Source organism: Streptomyces filamentosus (genome assembly GCF_014654895.1).
Classification (GTDB): domain Bacteria; phylum Actinomycetota; class Actinomycetes; order Streptomycetales; family Streptomycetaceae; genus Streptomyces; species Streptomyces filamentosus.
Window position 1 is genome coordinate 574874 of record NZ_BNBE01000004.1, and the last position, 16326, is coordinate 591199.

13 protein-coding genes, 1 tRNA gene and 1 pseudogene are annotated in these 16326 nt (G+C 76.4%); 6 read left to right on the forward strand and 9 right to left on the reverse strand.

What is annotated here, in order from left to right; genetic code table 11:
* Both lysA and IE326_RS36375 read right to left on the reverse strand, forming a co-directional pair.
* Positions 1–1359 carry a diaminopimelate decarboxylase gene (gene lysA, locus IE326_RS36370; protein WP_190044619.1) on the reverse strand — a complete coding sequence of 453 codons (1359 nt, stop codon included), beginning with the start codon at positions 1357–1359 and terminating at the stop codon, positions 1–3.
* Positions 1356–1757, reverse strand: coding sequence for an SAV_915 family protein (locus IE326_RS36375; RefSeq protein WP_229915831.1), 402 nt, complete (start codon positions 1755–1757; stop codon positions 1356–1358). Before IE326_RS36375 ends, lysA begins: the two co-directional genes overlap by 4 nt.
* Positions 1758–2345: 588 nt before the next feature.
* Here IE326_RS36375 and IE326_RS36380 point away from each other — a divergent pair.
* A complete protein-coding gene (locus IE326_RS36380; protein ID WP_190044620.1) occupies positions 2346–3074 on the forward strand; it encodes a hypothetical protein in 729 nt (242 codons plus the stop codon).
* 7 nt (positions 3075–3081) lie between these two features.
* On the opposite strand, the pseudogene IE326_RS36390 reads toward IE326_RS36380, so the two are convergent.
* Positions 3082–4715, reverse strand: a pseudogene (locus IE326_RS36390) (SulP family inorganic anion transporter).
* Positions 4716–5295: 580 nt separating this feature from the next.
* Here IE326_RS36390 and IE326_RS36395 point away from each other — a divergent pair.
* From IE326_RS36395 to IE326_RS36410, 4 genes are all read left to right on the forward strand, one after another.
* Positions 5296–5928, forward strand: a complete 633-nt coding sequence (locus tag IE326_RS36395) for a carbonic anhydrase (protein ID WP_150234039.1) — start codon at positions 5296–5298, stop codon at positions 5926–5928.
* Entirely contained in the window at positions 5925–6569 is a 645-nt protein-coding gene (locus tag IE326_RS36400; RefSeq protein WP_190044621.1) for an L-threonylcarbamoyladenylate synthase, read from the forward strand. Before IE326_RS36395 ends, IE326_RS36400 begins: the two co-directional genes overlap by 4 nt.
* A gap of 91 nt (positions 6570–6660) precedes the next feature.
* Positions 6661–6732: transfer RNA gene (locus IE326_RS36405), tRNA-Arg, on the forward strand.
* Between the two features lie 3 nt (positions 6733–6735).
* On the forward strand, positions 6736–9075 hold the full coding sequence (locus IE326_RS36410) for a hypothetical protein (protein ID WP_190044622.1): 2340 nt from the start codon (positions 6736–6738) through the stop codon (positions 9073–9075).
* 256 nt (positions 9076–9331) lie between these two features.
* On the opposite strand, the gene IE326_RS36415 is transcribed toward IE326_RS36410, so the two are convergent.
* Positions 9332–10552: a S8 family peptidase gene (locus IE326_RS36415; RefSeq protein ID WP_190044623.1), complete on the reverse strand. Its 1221-nt coding sequence runs from the start codon at positions 10550–10552 to the stop codon at positions 9332–9334.
* 396 nt (positions 10553–10948) lie between these two features.
* Between IE326_RS36415 and IE326_RS36420 the strand changes: the two genes are divergently transcribed.
* Positions 10949–11560 (forward strand): hypothetical protein, encoded by a 612-nt coding sequence (locus tag IE326_RS36420; RefSeq protein WP_190044624.1) that lies wholly within the window; start codon positions 10949–10951, stop codon positions 11558–11560.
* A gap of 36 nt (positions 11561–11596) precedes the next feature.
* Here IE326_RS36420 and IE326_RS36425 read toward each other — a convergent pair whose 3' ends face one another.
* From IE326_RS36425 to IE326_RS36445, 5 genes are all read right to left on the reverse strand, one after another.
* The gene (locus tag IE326_RS36425; protein ID WP_190044625.1) at positions 11597–12847 is read right to left on the reverse strand and encodes an MFS transporter; all 1251 of its coding nucleotides are present in this window, start codon (positions 12845–12847) and stop codon (positions 11597–11599) included.
* A 67-nt stretch (positions 12848–12914) separates the two neighbouring features.
* Positions 12915–13319 carry a RidA family protein gene (locus IE326_RS36430; protein ID WP_150234050.1) on the reverse strand — a complete coding sequence of 135 codons (405 nt, stop codon included), beginning with the start codon at positions 13317–13319 and terminating at the stop codon, positions 12915–12917.
* A 198-nt stretch (positions 13320–13517) separates the two neighbouring features.
* Complete coding sequence (locus IE326_RS36435; RefSeq protein ID WP_190044626.1) at positions 13518–14297, reverse strand: DUF6193 family natural product biosynthesis protein; 780 nt, start codon at positions 14295–14297, stop codon at positions 13518–13520.
* Positions 14298–14378: 81 nt separating this feature from the next.
* On the reverse strand, positions 14379–15737 hold the full coding sequence (locus tag IE326_RS36440; RefSeq protein WP_190044627.1) for an MFS transporter: 1359 nt from the start codon (positions 15735–15737) through the stop codon (positions 14379–14381).
* 113 nt (positions 15738–15850) lie between these two features.
* On the reverse strand, positions 15851–16219 hold the full coding sequence (locus tag IE326_RS36445; protein WP_150234054.1) for an ArsR/SmtB family transcription factor: 369 nt from the start codon (positions 16217–16219) through the stop codon (positions 15851–15853).
* Positions 16220–16326: the final 107 nt, after the last annotated feature.

Consider the following 16326-nt stretch of genomic DNA (forward strand, 5'->3'; position numbering starts at 1 on the left):
TCACAGGCCGACGTCCCGGGCCCGCAGGTCCTCCAGGGTCTCCCGCCGGACGAGCAGCCGGGCGGCGCCGTCGCGGACGGCGACGACCGGCGGGCGGCCGACCAGGTTGTAGGAGGAGGCCATGGAGAGCTGGTACGCGCCGGAGACGGGCACCGCGAGCAGGTCGCCGGGGCGGGTGTCGGCGGGCAGGGCGACGTCCTCGGCGAGGAGGTCGCCCGCCTCGCAGTGCCGTCCGGCGACCGTGGTGCGGACGGCGGGGGCGGTGGAGCGGCGGCCGGCCAGGCGGGGGGCGTACCGGACCCCGTACAGGGCGGGGCGCGGGTTGTCGCTCATGCCGCCGTCGACGGCGACGAAGGTGCGTTCCGGGGTCGTCTTGACGGCGAGGACGCGGTAGAGGGCGATGCCGGCGGGACCGATGACGGCCCGGCCCGGTTCGACGACGAGGCGGGGGACGGGCAGTCCGGCGGCGGCGCAGTCCTCGGCGAGGGCGGTGCGGAGCCGGCGGGCGAGGGTGGTGGGGTCGAGGACCGGTTCGCCGGGCCGGTGGGCGATGCCGTGGCCGCCGCCGAGGTCGAGCTCCGGCAGGACGGCGCCGTGCGCGTCCCGCAGCCGGGCCATGAGCCCGACGAGCCGGCGCAGCGCGGTCAGATAGGGCTTGACCTCGGTGATCTGGGAGCCGAGGTGGCAGTGCAGGCCGGTGAGTTCCAGTCCCGGCTGGGCGAGGACGCGGGCGGCCGCGTGCTGGGCGTGGCCGTCGCGCAGGGAGAGGCCGAACTTCTGGCCGTCCGTGCCGGTGCGGATCTTGGCGTGGCCGCCGGCGCCGACGCCGGGGGTGACCCGGAGCATGACCTTCTGGTGGCCGCGCGGGCCGACGGCGGCGGCGAGCCGGGCGATCTCGGCGGGGCCGTCGATGACGATCCGGCCGACGCCGAGGCGCAGTGCGGTGTCGAGGTCGGCCGGGGACTTGGCGTTGCCGTGCAGGAGGATCCGCTCGGGCGGGAAGCCCGCGGTGACGGCGAGTTCGAGCTCGCCGGCCGAGCAGACGTCGAGGCCGAGGCCCTCCTCGTCGAGGAGGCGGACGAGGCCGCGGCAGAGGAACGCCTTGGCCGCGTAGTGCACGTCGGCCTCGGCTGCGGGGAAGGCGGCCCGGTAGGTGCGGCAGCGGTCGCGGACCTCGGCCTCGTCCAGGACGTAGACGGGGGTGCCGTGGGCGTCGGCGATGTCGGCGAGCGGCACCCCGGCGAGGAGGACCCGGCCGTCGGGCCCCTCGGCGGCGGTGGCGGGCCAGACGGAGAACTCCCGGGCCCGGTCGGTCGCTTCGGCGGCCGACGGGTCCGTGTCGGGGGCGGTGGTGGTCACGCGGCGGTCTCCCTCGTGGTCGGTCCGGTCCGGCGGGCGCACGGGGTGCCGGGGCGCGGGGCGCCGGGGTACGGGATCGCGGGGACGGGTCCGTCGGGGGCGGGGCCGCGGGTGAAGGGGGCCGTGAGGACGGGGTCGACGGTCAGGGCGTGGACGCCGAGGGGGTGGGCGAGGGCGCGCAGCGCGGGCTCGGAGAGCGGGACCCAGGGCCGGCCGGCGCCGAGGGTGGCGCGGAGGCGTTCGGCGCTGGTGAAGGCGACGGCCGTGCGGCCGCCGACGGGCGTGCGGAAGAGGCGGAGCGTGACGCCGTGGGCTCCCGGCCGGACGGGCACGCAGAGGTGTCCGGCCGGGGCGGGTTCGACGGGTTCCGGGTCGTCGGCGAGCGGGGTGCGGGTCATGGGGTTCCTCCCGGGCGGTCGGCCCCCGCGGTGGTCCGGCGGGGCGCGTCCCCGCAGCCTTTCCCGGCGCGGACCGCCCCGTCCGCCCCCCTGACGCGCTCCTGACGCCGAACCCGCCGACTCTTGACGCGATCGTCACGCGGGGCGCCCGCGGCCGTGCTCCTGTCCGCTCCCGCTCCCGCGGCGTCCGGCCCTTGCGACCGGTTCTCCGGGGCGCTGGGCGTTTACGAGCGCGCGCCGCTCGGCGCGGCCTGGCACTTCGTGTCTCCGTGTCGGCTGCGGACCCGGCCGCGAACCCCTCCTCCACATACCTGGCCGGGGTATAAAAGATCCCTGGCGGTAAGGGTCCCCGGCTCCCCCTCCCGCCGGACCGGTCCGGTGGCACCGCGTGCCGGGCGGGAGGGCAGCGGGACGTCGGCTGGACGGGGGCCCCACGGAGCTGGAAACCTCGGCGATCGAGGACCCGATCACCGGTCCCGTACGTGCGCCGCCGCGAGGGGAGCGTGGCCCGGGCCCGTGGTCGCCGCGTCCTCGAAGGCGCGTCCGCCGCACCCGGGCGCGCCGGAACAGCGAGGAGGAGGACCACCGATGACCGCCGCCCGGGAAGAACGGCTGCCGCTCGACGCCGCGAGCGTCGACAACGCGAGGACGACGCTGCTCCAGCTCCTCGCACGGGCGGGGGTGTACTCCGGCGACGCCGAGGAGCTGATCGCGCTCGTCGAGGCCGGCGCGCTCGCCCTCGCGCACGAGGAGCTGGCCGGCACCGGACGGCAGGCGCCGCCGGGCAGCGGCGAGCCGTACGCCACCGGCTGGCGCGACGGCTCCCGCGCCGTCGCCGAGGGGCTCGCGGGCCTCGCCGACCGGGCGCTGCGGGCCGCCGTCGCCGCCGGGCCCGCCGAGGAGCCGGACGCCCGGCAGCCGGTGGGCCGGATGGAGGTCGAGCGGGCCAAGGTGGCGGTCGTGCCGCTGTACCTCTCCTTCTCCGAGGAGTCGGACCTCGACCCCGAGGTCACCGAGCAGGTGCTCGCGGCCTCGCTCGCGACGATGGACGCCCGGCGGCGGGCCGCCTATCCGGGCCGGCTGACGGAGTTCGCCGGGGACCACCGGTCCCACCTGGAGCGGCTGTACGCCACGTACGGGCCGGGCAGCGCGATCGCGATCCACGGCCGCTACACCCTGGTCCACTCCCCCACGAGCCTCGCCGTCCTGGAGCGGCTCGCCGCGCGGCCGGAGGAGCTGCGGGAGGAGTGGGACGCGGCCGAGCTGCCGCCCGCCTGGCTGGACGGGCTGACCCGCGCCTGGGACGCGACGGCCTGACGGTCCCTCACGGCCCCGGGAGGGGACGGAGCCGTACGGGGTGGGGCCCGGCCGCCGCGTGCCGTTCGGCCCAGGCGGTCACCGCGGCGCGGCAGGCGTGGTCGAGGTGGTGCAGGCCGGACAGGTCCAGCTCGACGGGCCGGTCGCGCGGCAGCGCTTCGAGGACGTCGAGGAGCTTCGGCAGCCGCAGGAAGGTGGCACCGCCGCTGAGCCGGACGCGGAGCAGGGCGGGGTGCCCCGCGTCCTTGGCGCGTTCGGTGTGTTCGGTGCGGTCGGGGCGTTCGGTGTGCTCCGCGTGTTCCCTGTGCTCGGTGCGGTCGGGGTGCTCGGTGCGGTCGGGGTGCTCCGTGTGCTCCACTCGGAGGTGGGACGCCTCCCAGGCGGCCTTCGCGACGGCGAGGGCGAGGCCGGCGAGGACCCCTTCGAGCATGCCGGTGGCGAAGATCGCCGCCGCCGTCACGGCGAGGATCGCGGCCTCGCCCCGGTGCGCCCGCCAGAGCGCGGCGAGCCCGCGGAACGGGATGAGCTTCCAGCCGGCGTGCACGAGGATCCCGGCGAGCGCCGGCAGCGGGACGTACGCGAGCGCCCCGGGCAGCAGCGCGGCGAAGACCAGCAGCCACGCGCCGTGCAGCACCCGGGAGGCGCGGGTGCGGGCGCCGGCCCGGACGTTGGCGGAGCTGCGGACGATCACGGCGGTCAGCGGCAGGGCGCCGAGGAGGCCGCAGACGGTGTTGCCGACGCCCTGCGCGAGCAGTTCGCAGTCGTAGTCGGTGGCCGGGCCGTCGTGCAGCCGGTCGACCGCCGCCGCCCCGAAGAGGGACTCGGCGGAGGCGATGAGCGCGAAGGCGAGGACGGTCCCGAGGACGGCGGGCTCCGCGAGCGCGGCGAAGGCGTCCGGGCCGGGCGGGCGGACCGCGTCCAGGACGCCGCCGACCCGGATCGTCTCCACCGGGAGCCCGCCCAGCGCCGTCACGAGCGCGGCGAGGAGGACGGCGACGAGCGCCCCCGGCAGCGCGGCTGCCCGGCCGGGCAGCCGGGGCCAGCCGACGATCACCAGGACCGTGCCCGCGGCGAGGGCGACGGAGGCGGCGGCGCCCGGTTCGTGGAGCGCCCCGGCGAGCGCGCCGGGCAGTCCGGCCAGCCGCGCGAAGCCGCCGTCCGGGGCGACGGCGCCGGCGGCCGCGTACAGCTGCCCGGCGACGATCACCAGGCCGATACCGGCGAGCATCCCCTCCACGACCGCGAGCGAGATGGCCCGGAACCAGCGGCCCCAGCGCAGCAGGCCCAGCACCGTCTGGACCAGTCCCGCGGCCAGCACGACGACCCCGAGGCCGGCCGCGCCGAAGGTCCGCACCGTCTCCAGGACGAGGACGGTGAGCCCGGCGGCGGGCCCGGAGACCTGGAAGCTGCTGCCGCGCATGGCGCCGGTGACGAGGCCCCGACGATGCCGGTGACGAGGCCGAGTTCCGCGGGGACCCCGGAGGCGACGGCGATGCCGACGCACAGCGGCAGCGCGACGAGGAAGACGACGAGGGAGGCGGCGAAGTCCTGGCGGAGGTGGGGAGGCAGGGAGCGGGGAGGCGGGAGCTGGGGAGGCCGGGGGCGGAGTCTCCGGCGCGGCACGGGAGCGGAGGACGGCATGCTGAGGACCCCTCACGGTGGGATGCGATCGGGTGCAGTGCGGTGCGGTGCGATGGGGCGCAGTGCGGTGCGATGGGAGCGCGGTGCGGTGGGATGGGAGGGCGGTGCGCCGGGGCGCCGGGTGGGGGGAAGCCGAGTGGGGAACGCCGGGCGGGCCGGACCGGGGCGGGGTGACGGAGGGCGTCGGCCTCGGGGTGTTGGCCGCAGGGTAGTGGGGGCGGCGGGCCGGGCCGGCGGGGTGCGCTGCGGGGGCCGGTTTCCGGCCGGAAGCGAGTGGTACGTGACGCGAACCGCCGCCGGAGCGGCGCGGGGGCGCTCCGGCACGGAGGGCGCGTCGGACGCGGGCGCCGCTCACGCGGGCGCCGGAGGGCGCGCGGGGCGCGGGGACGGGCGCACCCGTCGCACGGGGCGGAGACGGGACGGAGGGCTCCGCTCAGCGGTGACGGCGCACCGCTCAGGGCACGCGGACTCGGCGAGCACTCGTACGGGTTCCCCCTTGAGGGTGCGATCGGTCACAGAAGGGGCTGGTGGGGCGGGATCCGGTAGCGCGGAGCACCGGTCCCGCACATAGGGTGGTGGCATGCCCAGAACCTCTCCGGCCCTTGCCCTCGAAGCCCTCCTCGCAGGCAACCGTCGTTTCGTCTCGGGCACGCCCGAGCACCCGAACCAGGACGCCGCCCGCCGCACGGAGCTCGCACCCGGTCAGGACCCGTTCGCCGTCATCCTCGGCTGCTCCGACTCCCGGCTCGCGGCCGAGATCATCTTCGACCGGGGCCTCGGCGACCTGTTCGTCGTCCGCACCGCCGGCCACGTCCTGGGACCCGAGGTCCTGGGCAGCGTGGAGTACGCGACGAGCGTCCTCGGCGCGCGTCTCGTGGTCGTCCTCGGCCACGACTCCTGCGGCGCGGTCGCCGCGGCCCGCGCGGCCGTGGAGGACGGCTTCGCCGCGAGCGGTTTCGTGCGGGACGTCGTGGAGCGGGTGACGCCGAGCATACTGGCGGCCAGGACCGCCGGTCTGACCGAGGACAGCGAGATCATCGACGAGCACATCCGGCACACCGCGGACCTGCTCCTGGACCGCTCCCGGCTGCTGTCCGACCAGGTGGCGGCGGGCGAGATCGCCGTCGTCGGACTCGGCTACGAACTCGCCGGCGGCAGCGCCCGCCTGGTCACCACGCACGGTGTCGTCGCGGAGGAGGGCACCCCGGCGTGACCGCCCGTTTCGACTGCTCCGACCCGGCGGCCCGCGCGGCGGGCCTCGCCGCGGCCGCGGCCGCCGTGCGCCGCGGCGAACTGGTCGTCCTGCCCACCGACACCGTGTACGGGGTCGGCGCGGACGCCTTCGACCCGAAGGCGGTGGCCGCCCTGCTCGCGGCGAAGGGCCGCGGCCGGCACAAGCCCTCCCCCGTCCTGGTCGACTCGGCCGCCGCCCTGGACGCGCTGACGGACGGACTCCCGGACGCGGCGGGCGCGTTGATCGACGCCTTCTGGCCGGGCGGCCTCACCCTCGTGGTCCGGCACCGCGCCTCCCTGGACTGGGACCTGGGCGAGACCGGCGGAACCGTCGCCGTCCGCATGCCCGACCATCCGCTCACCCTGGAACTCCTCGCGGCGACGGGCCCGTTGGCCGTCTCCAGCGCCAACCTCACGGACCGCCCGTCCCCCCAGGACTGCGACGCGGCCCAGGGCATGCTGGGCGACTCCGTGGCGGTCTACCTCGACGGCGGCCGGACCGCGGGCGCCGTCTCGTCCTCGATCGTGGACCTGAGCGGCGAGGTCCCGGTCCTCGTCCGCGACGGCGTCCTGCCGGTGTCCGAACTCCGCGCGCTCGTACCGGACCTGGTCGTCCGCTGACCGCTCTCCCCTCCCGCTCGTTCCGCCCCCGTCGCCGGCACCGGAAATCCGTTGCCCGGCGACGGGGGCGCTGTCTACTGTCGGTGTCCTTCGACGTGTAGCTCAACAGCAGAGCGCCGGGCTCCGGACCCGGAGGGAGCGGGGGCGGCACCCGCCACGTCGGCTCATGAACACGCACGCTGGTCAGCAGCCTCCGACGTCCCCGCCCTCCCCCGTCCCCGTCCCCGTCTCCGTCTCCGGTGCCTACGCCGACCGGCAGCTGGCACGGGCCTTCACGACCGCCCTCGCGCACCCCGATCCGGAGACCCGGCAGCGGGCCCAGGAGCGGATGCGCGGCTGGCGGGAGGTGCTGGCGGGAATGGCCTCCGGCACGCTGCGGATCGGTTCCCGCACACCGGTGGAGGGGCTGCCCGCGTGGGTGACGCCCCAGGTCCTGCACGGCGGTTTCGCCACCGGCGCGGCACGGGCCGGCGGTCCGCTCCGGGAGCACGAGACGGAGGCCGCGCGCCGCGCCGGGGTGCCCGCCGAACGGGCGGCGCTCTTCGCACACCACCTGACCGAGCCGGGGCTCGCCGCCCTGTGGGAGCTGCTCGACTCGGGACGGTACGAGGTGACGGTCCCGGAGGAGGCGGCGCTGCTGACGGTGGCCTGGCTGGTCCGGGCCGGCGAGCCGGAAGCCGCGCTCGAACTCGTCGGCGCGCTCCGGCCGTTCGCGGACCGACTGGGCTTCCTGCCGCGTCCGGCGGACCGGCCCGCGCCGGCGGCCGGCGCGGTCCACCGCCGTACGGTGGGGCAGGTGCGGGCCGCGCTGGCCGGGCGGGGTCCGAACGGCCGGGTGGAGGCGCAACGCGAGGCCCTCGCCGTGTGGCGGCCCTTCGCTGACGAACTGCTCGTCCACTGGCTGGAGTTCACCGGTCCCAAGGGGGTCGTGCGACCGGGCGCGGCGCCGGACGCCGGATGGGTGGCGCGGGGCCGGGCACTGCTCGACCGGTACGAGCGGCTGGCCGCCGAGCACCCGCTGACCGGACGGCACCGGGACCCGAAGGGCAACGAGGGGATCCTGCGCGGGGCGCTCGCCGAGCTGGTGGCCGGACGGGCGCTGGACGCGCGCCGCGCCGGGCTGGTGCGGGTGGCGGTCACGGGGATGGTGCGGAAGCGGGGGCTGCCCGGTTCCGAGCGGCACGCGGCCGTGCGGGACACGCAGGCCGCGCAGGCGGCCCTGCCCGCGCACCACGCGCTGGCGGCGGTGGTCGCCGACCGGCTCGGCGGGCTGCCGCAGGAGAGCGGGACGGTCGAGGTGGCGCCCTTCACGGAGCCGGTGACGGCGGCCGAGGCGCGGCGCGGAGGGCTTCCCGAGGGAGCAGAGGTGCCGCCGTCGCTGCGGCGGCTGGTCGGGTCGGCGCGCAGCGCGCCGCTCGGCGAGCTGGTCGCGACCGGGGTCGTCCCGTCCGCGGAGGCGATGGCGGAGCTGGTGCCCCAGCTGGTCGCGGCCGAACACGCCGCGGTCCACCGGGACCCGGGACTGCGGGAGCTGATGGCGGCGAACTACCGGGCGTTCCGCGACCGGCGGTCGCTGCTGCTGGTCGACCTCGCGCGCCAGGTGCGGCCGGAGGAGCTGCCGTGGGTGCGGGCCGTGGCCCGGCACGCGGCCGGGAACGACAGGACCCGGGCCGCGGCGCGGGCGGCGGCGCGGACCCTGGCGGAGACGGCGGTGGAGCACTTCCCCGGCACCCTGCTCCCCAACCCGCTCGTACGCGAACTCGGCTCCCTGGCACGGGTGTCGGATCTCGGCGCGCCGCTGGTGGAGGAGCTGGCGGCGGACATCTTCATGGGCCGGTTCAGCCCCAAGTTCCTCGCGTCGGCGGGGATCGCGGCCGAACTGCTGGGCGGGGGCTCGCTGTACGAGCGGTACTACGGCGTCGACTACGCGGCGGTGCGGGAGCTGGCCGAGACGGGACGGAGCACGCGGCGGGGCGCGGCGGACGGGGCGCTCTCGGAGTTCGCCCGGCTGTGCCGCACGCGGGCGGGCCGGGGCCCGGGATACGACTCCGTCGCCGGGAACGGCATGGTGATCGAGCAGGCGCAGATCCTCACCACGCACAACCTGGCCGTGCTGGTGCGGGAGTTCGGGGTCGTGCCCGGCGGCGGCTGGGCGGCGGCGGCCCGGCGCGCCTTCGGCACGGTGCACCGGACGACGGAGCGGGCGGGGCGGAGCCCGTACCCCCTGACGGGGCTGAAGGACGCGGCGTACGCGTGGCGGCAGATGGTCTTCCACTTGTCGCTGTGCGGCGAGGAGGAGCGGGCGGAGGTGCTGAAGTGGCTGCCGGGCGAGGCGGCACGGCGCCCGCTGGTCGCGTCCCGGCTTGCGCCCGCGCTGCTGGGCCTGCGGCACGTCGCCGGGGGCGGGACGTTCGACGCGGAGGGCACCGCCCGCGCGGGCCGGGCGCGGCGGCTGACCGGCTGGACGGACGTGGGGCACTGGATGCGGCTCGATCCCTGGAAGTGAGGGTGGGGTCGTGGTGATGGTGGTGGTGGGGTGGTGGTGGTGATGGCGCGGCCGTGCCCCGGCGTCCGGGTGGGACGCCGGGGTGCGGTCGTGGGGGGGGTGACTCCGCCTGGATCCGTGATCCGTCTGGATCCGACATCCGGTATCCGGTATCCGATATCCACGATCTTTGATCCGGGATCCTTTATCCAGGATCCCGGATCCGTTATCCGGGCTCCATGATCCGGGATCCGGGATCCGTGACCTCTGATCCGGGTTACGGAACGAGGCGGAGGAGGCGGTTCGGGGAGCCGCTGCCGGGCGAGGTCACCTTGTTCGGGGTGGCGGCGTTCACCAGGGCGGTGGAGACCTGGGCGGGGGTGGCGGTGGGGTGGCCGGCGAGGTAGACGGCCGCCGCGCCGGCGACGTGCGGGGTGGCCATGGAGGTGCCGGAGATGGTGTTGGTGGCTGTGTCGCCGGTGTTCCAGCCCGCGGTGATGGAGACGCCGGGGGCGAAGAGGTCGAGGACGGCGCCGTAGTTGGACCAGCTCGCCTTCGCGTCGGTGTTGCTCGTGGCGCCGACGGTGAGGGCCTCGGTGACGCGGGCGGGCGAGGAGTTGCGGGCGTTCACGCCGGAGTTGCCGGCGGCGACCGCGTAGGTGACGCCGTCGGCGATCGAGCGCTTGACGGCGTTGTCGAGGGTGGTGGAGGCGCCGCCGCCGAGGGAGAGGTTGGCGACGGCGGGGGCTCCGGCGGCGTGGTGGGCGGTCACCCAGTCGATGCCGGCGACGACGCCCGCGGTGGTGCCGGAGCCGTTGTCGTCGAGGACGCGGACGGCGACGACCTTGGCGGCCTTGGCGACGCCGTAGGTGGAGCCGGCGATGGTGGTGGCGACGTGGGTGCCGTGGCCGTTGCCGTCCTGGGCGATGGTGTCGCCGTCGACGGCGTCGTAGCCGTTGACGGCCCGGCCCCCGAGCTCGGCGTGGCTGACGCGGACGCCGGTGTCGATGACGTAAGCGGTGACTCCGGTGCCCGCGCTGTCGGGGTACGTGTAGGTGCCGGAGAGCGGCAGGTCGGCCTGGTCGATGCGGTCGAGGCCCCAGGGGGCGTTCTGCTGGGTGGCCTCGGCGCGGACGACCTGGTTCTGCTCGACGGTGGCGACGGCCGGGTCGGCGGCGAGGCGGCGGGCGGCCGCGGCGTCGAGGGTGACGGTGTAGCCGTCGAGCGCGGCGCCGAAAGTCTTGCCGACCTTGCCGCCGTAACCGGCTATGAGTCCGCGGCCCTCGGCGGAGCCGGCGGTGAAGCCGGCGTCCTTCCTGAGGGTGACCAGATAGCTGCCGGGGACGGCGTCGGGCGAGCCGGCCGCGAGGACGACGCCCTCGGCGGGGGCGGGGGCGGCCTGCGCGGGGGCCACGGCGAGGCCGGTGGCGAGGGCGGCGACGGTGGCGGCGGAGGCGATCAGCGTCCGGCGGGCGGTGCGGTTCTGCGGGAGTGCCATGGTGAGGGGTTCCTCCTCTTGGCGGCGCGCCCGGTGTCGGGCGGGCACGGTACGTGGGGGTCGCGTGCGGTCGCACGCACCGCCGGGGAGGGGGTCCTCCGTTCGGCGTGAGCAGAAGCCTGTTGCCCACCGGCCGTACGGATCAAGGAAGTTGAATCGTTGTCATGCATCCGACATACAGGAGACACGGAGACTCCCCCGATCCCCTCCCGAACCCTCGCGAACCGCCCCTCCCCCGCCACCGTCACGATCCGGCCGCCACCCCCGAGGACCGGCCACCGAAAGGCGGGAAGGAGCCGGACGGGGAGGCGGAACGGGGACGGGCGAGGGGCGGGACGGGGAGGTGGGACGGGGGCGGGCGCGAGTCCGGCGGCCGGGTTTTGCCATGATCGGGGGATGCGAAGGAAGACCGCGCCCGAGACCGGCGCCCCCGCCCTGTCCCCCTACCAGGAGGGTCTGCGGGCGCGCCTCCTGGCCGCCCCGGTCGTCCCGGCGCCGGAGCCGTGGCGGAACGTGTTCGGCGGCCGCGCAGCCGTCGGCGGGCTCACGGGCATCGGCTTCGGCACGGACTCCGGCACCGGCCACGACCTGGTGACGGTCGTCTCCGGCGCCGGGTACGGCGTCTTCGACGCGGTGACGGGCGAGCGGATCGCGCGGGACCGCGACCCGGAGGACGACGGGCCCGACGGCACGGCCGACCTCTCGTGTCCCGGGATCGGCCCGCTCGCCGGGCGACGGGTGCGGATCGCGGGGCTGTTCGGCGGCGGGGCGCACAGCACGAGCGGCGACGGCTGGACCGTGGACGTCGAGGCTCCCGACTGGCCGAACCACCGGGTCCTGCTCTCGTCCAACGGCGGCGACTGGCACCGGCCGCCGCACACCGAGGGCTGGTGGCACGTCTTCCACTCCACCTGGTCGACGCTGCGCGCCGCCGGCTTCTCCCCTTCCGGGCGGACCCTCGCGGTCGCGACGAGCAGCGACCTCACCCTGTGGACGCGCGACGCCTGACGCAGGGTGCCAGGGCCGGCCCGATCCGCCGCGCGGTCAGCTCGCCGCTTCCACGGCGACGTGGGGCCGCGGCCGGGTCCGCATGCCCCAGCGGGCGAGAGACGGGCCGACGGCGCCCAGCGCCGCGAAGAACAGCGCCAGCAGCAGCCAGCCCGCCGTGCCGAGGCCGAGCACCACCGTGGTGAGGATCGCGGGGGCGAGGGCCTGGCCCGCGCTGAAGCCGAGTCCGAGGACGCCCTGGTACTGGCCCTGGGCGTGGTCGGGGGCGAGGCCGAAGCCCAGGGCGAAGCACGCCGAGGACTCCCAGACCTCTCCCAGGCTGTGGACGAAGATCGCCGCCAGGACCAGTCCCGCCGCCGCCCAGACGGGGGCGTACGCCGCCAGCGCCATCATCGGGCAGCTGACGAGGAAGAGCAGCCCCGCGGTGCGGAACGCCCTGCCGCCGTCGTACGGGGTCTCGATGCGGGAGCCGATCCTCGTCTGCATCAGGACGCAGAAGGCGGAGTTGACCGCGAACAGCGCGGCCACCGTCCAGCGCGGCGATTCGGTGTGCTCGGAGATCCAGATGGGCAGGAGCAGGGAGACCACCGGGTACTGCAGTCCCATGGCTCCGTAGAGGGCGGTGAACACCAGGAACGGGCGGTCCGCGAAGGCGATCCAGCGCCGCTGCCGGGGAGGCGCCGCCAGCACCGGGTAGCGGGGCAGCAGGAGCAGGAGCGCCGCGCACAGGGCGAAGCTCGCCGCGTTGCCGAGGATCAGCGCGACGTAGGCGCCGCGGGTGTCCGCGGCCAGCGCCAGCCCTGCGCCCAGCGTCCCCAGGACGACGCCCAGGTTGACGAAGGTGCGCAGCTTCGCCCGGAACACGGCCGGGCGCTCGCCCCCGACCCGGACCACCAGCGCTCCCCACGCCGCCCCGCCGACCGCCGCGGCGATCTGGTCGACCGTGGCGATGACCGTGAGCGCGGTCCAGCTCTCGACGAGGACGAGGGACGCCATCGACGCCGCCTGGACCACGAGGGCCAGCATCATGATCACGCGGGCGCCGCGCCGGTCGGCGAGATGGCCCCCGGGGATCCCCGCGCACAGGCCGATCAGTCCGGCGATGGTGAGCGCGGCGCCGACCTGTGCCGCGGGCAGGCCCACGACCAGGGTGAAGTAGAGCGCCGACGCCGCGTTGAACAGACCGTTGCCGACCCGGTTGACGAAACTGGCGGCGACCAGCACGCGCTCCGGCCCGTTGTTCCCCGCCATCCGGCCTATTCGGCCCGCCACCCCGTCTTTGATCATGGCCGCAGGCTAACAGCGCCGCGGAACCCGCCAGAGGGGGGCTAGGAGGGCCGCGGCGCCGGTGCCCTCAGAGGACGGCGGCGACCGCCTCGACCTCCACGAGCTGGTCGGGGTAGCCGAGCACGGTGACGCCCATCAGGGTGCTCGGCACGTCGTGCTCGCCGAAGGCGTCCCGGACGACCTGCCAGGCGGCCACCAGGTCGGACCGGGAGGTCGTCGCGACGAGCACGCGGGTGCTGATGACGTCCTCGATCCCGGCCCCCGCGTCCTCCAGGGCCGTCCGCAGGTTCGCGACGCAGGCCGCCGCCTGTCCGGCGACGTCCCCGGCGGCCACGGTGGCGCCGTCGGCGTCGAGCGGACAGGAACCGGCGAGGAAGATCAGCCGGGCTTCGGCCGGCGCGGTCGCCGCGTACGCGTACTCGGCGACGTCGGACAGGGAGGCGGAACGGATGAGGCGGACGGCGCTGGGCACGGGGATCGGTCCTCTCGGCGGCCCCGGTCGGGGGCACGGTCACGGTCACGTCCCCCCGGACCCGGCTCCGGCCGACGGCTCGCATGCCACGGCCGGCGACCTCGGGGAGAACCGGAGAAACCGAAAGAGCCCGGAGAAACTCCGGGAAGTCCGGGGAGAACGCGGAGACCCGGGAAGCCCCGGGGACACCTCACCCTCTCAGGCTTCGCCCGGCGTCTCGACCGCATTTCCGGCGTTCCGGGGCCCGCGCCCGTACCGCACGGGGCCGAGGCCGTCGGGCAGGAGGCGCAGCGCCTCCGCGACGGCCTCGCGTGCCGTGCCGAAGACCGCGCCCCGCTCCGACATCAGCTCCGCCGCCCGGAAGCCGTCGTCGGCGCACCACAGGACCGGCCCCACGACGTCCATGTACGGACGGGTGGCGGAGGAGAAGCGCAGCGCCCAATGGCTGGTGAAGGGGTAGAGCTCACTCAACTCCGTTACGGCCCCGGCCGCTTCGACCAGTTCGCGGTACGCGTGCGCCCAGGGGGTGGCCAGTTCGGCGGCTTCCGTGCGCAGGGCCTGCCACTCGTACGCGACCATGCGCGCGGGGTCGGGCCGGTCCAGTTCGAGGCGGCCGGTGGGGCGGACGAAGGGGGCGGCGGCGTGGACGTCCTCCGGCGGCTCCCCGTCGTGCCACGCGCGCACCGCCCGGGCGACCTCGGCCAGGTCGTCCGTCTCGCCGCGGAGCACGGGCAGTTCCGTGAGCCGTTCGTCGGCGGAGGCCGACCACATCCGTTCGTACTTCCACGCGGAGATGCGGAGCGGCTCCCGGTGGGGCAGCACGCTCCTGACGGACGCGGAGTAGAGCGGTTCGGCGGCCGGCGAGGTCAGCGGTACGCCGTCGAGGGCGCCGGCCGCGACGGCCCGGAGAGCGGCGGCGAGGCTTCCGGCGGCGGCGATCTCGGGGTACAGGGTGGCGGGTTCGGGTGGCTGGGGCATGCCGGGGATTCTGCCCCGGTCCCTCCCCTTCCTCTCGCCCCGGCCCGGCCCGGTCGGATGCCTGATGCCGGGCGCGGGGGTTCAGCCGGTGGCGGCGGGGCCCGTCCGGCCCGGCCAGCGGCGGTGCAGGGCGTCGATGCGGAAGGCGTGGACGTGCCGGCCGCCGGGGCCGGAGCCGGTGGCCGTGTGGGGGTGGCCGGCGGGGAGTTCGGGGTGGGTGTGCTCCAGTTCCTCGGGGTCGCCGCGCGGCCAGAGGCGGGCGGCCGCGCAGGCGGCGGCGAGGGCGACGGCGGTGAGGGCGGCGGCGGAGGCGGCCGGGCCCGCGCGGGAGGCGAGCCAGCCGGCGAGCGGGTAGGTGAGGAGCCAGAAGCCGTGGGAAAGGGAGAAGCGGGCGGCGAAGAGCGCGGGCAGGTCGGCGTCGGCGGCGGACCTGCGCAGCAGCCGCCCGCCGGGGGTCAGGACCGCGGAGGCGGCGGCGCCGAGGCAGCACCAGAGGGCGAGCAGCGCGGGCCAGGCGGCGGCCCGGTGTGCCTCGGCCCAGCCGGAGGCGAGTCCGCAGGTCGAGGCGGCGAGCCCGGCGGCGAGGACGGCGGCGGCGGGCAGCATCAGGGGCCGGTCGCCGGTGCGGCCGAGGAGGCGCGGGAGCAGCAGGGCGGCGGTCATCGAGCCCGCCCCGTACGCGGCGAGGGCGAGCGACACGTCGCCGGGAGGGCGGCCCAGGCCGTCCCGTACGAGGACGACGGTGTCGACGAGGACCATCGCCCCGGCGGCGGCGACCGCCAGGTCGAGGGCGAGGAGGGCGCGCAGCCGCGGGGTGGCGAGGAGGAGGCGGACGCCGGAGGTCCGCCCGGCGGCCGGGCCGGGTCCGGCGTCCGGCGGGAGGCGGAGGGTCAGGACGAGGAGCGCGGAGAGGAGGAACCCGGCGGCGGTGCCGGCGAACAGCCGGTCGTACGGGACGAGGGCGAGGAGCGCGGCGGCGAGGACCGGGCTGACGAGGCTCTCCAGGTCGTAGGCGAGCCGGGAGAGGGCGAGGGCCCGGGTGTAGTCGCGCTCCTCGGGCAGGACGCGCGGGATGACGGCCTGGTAGGCGGGGGTGAAGACGGCGGAGGCCGCCTGGAGCAGCAGCACGAGCGCGTACACCTGCCAGACCCGGTCCACGAAGGGCAGGGCGAGCGCGGCGGCGAACCGGACGAGGTCGGCGCCGACGAGGAGGGTGCGGCGCGGCACGCGGCGGGCGAGCGTCCCGGCGAGCGGCGCCAGGCCGACGTACGCCGTCATCTTGAGCGCGAGGGCGGTGCCGAGGACGGCGGTCGCGTGCGCGCCGGCGAGGTCGTACGCGAGGAGGGCGAGTGCCACGGTCGCCAGGCCGGTGCCGGTGAGGGCGACGGCCTGGGCGAGGAAGAGGTGCCGGTAGGTGCGGTCGCGCAGGACGGACAGCATGGGGACGCCCTCGATCGGCTGCGGGTGCGGGGCTCCACCGTAGCGGACATGTGCACGTGTGCGCACATGTTGATCGGCAGTGGGCGGGAGGGCCGTGGCGGCGGTCCGGTCGCTCAGTCGTGCCAGGGCTCTCCCGTGACCACGTGGTCGGCGCGGTTGAGGGCCTCGACCACCAGCCGCCTCAGGTGTCCGTCCGGCAGTGCGTACACGACCCGACGGCCGTCCTTCCGCGTCTGTACGAGTCCCCCGAGCCGGAGCTTCGCCAGGTGCTGGCTCACCGCCGGGCGCGCGGCTCCGCACGCCGCCGTCAGCGCGCCGACGTCGGCCTCCCCGTGGGTCAGCAGCCACAGCAGGTGCAGCCGGGTCGGGTCGCCGAGCAGCCCGAACACCTCGGCCGCCGCGGCGAGCTCCGCCGGTCCCGGCGTCCGGGGGTGGACGGGGGACACGGGCTGTTCGCGCTGTTCACGTACGGGATCCGCCATGCGCTCCATCGTAGGGAGCGGAGGGAGGAACCACTCCCCTCCACTGATCGTCATGTCCATGGGGACCGCTGGAGAGCCGGTCCCCTTCCGCTCTTCACCACCGAGGT